This window comes from Leifsonia sp. SIMBA_070, assembly GCF_046534635.1.
Lineage (GTDB): Bacteria > Actinomycetota > Actinomycetes > Actinomycetales > Microbacteriaceae > Leifsonia.
In genome coordinates, this window is record NZ_JAWRYK010000268.1 from 1 (window position 1) to 273 (window position 273).

Sequence of the window (273 nt, forward strand, 5' to 3'; positions counted from 1 at the left end):
CCGGACAGTTCCGACAACGACGTTAGGAATATGCAGTGAGCACCTCGTATCAAGCGGTTGAGATTCTTGCCGAGCGATCGACCACCACCACCTCGGTGGGAATCGTCGGCTACATCATCATCGGCGGTCTCGCCGGCTGGATCGCCAGCAAGTTCATGGGCACCGACAAAGAGATGGGCATCCTGCTGAACATCGTCGTCGGTGTGATCGGCGCCTTCCTCGGTGGCTTCCTCCTGAGTTTCGCCTTCGACACCGCAAGCGGCGGATGGTTCT

General features: G+C 59.0%; 1 protein-coding gene. It reads left to right on the forward strand.

The genetic code is table 11. The annotated features are described in order from the left end of the window. Positions 1-35: 35 nt before the first annotated feature. Positions 36-273 (forward strand): GlsB/YeaQ/YmgE family stress response membrane protein (locus SB754_RS20300; protein ID WP_410784167.1); only part of this gene is annotated, 238 nt, incomplete at its 3' end.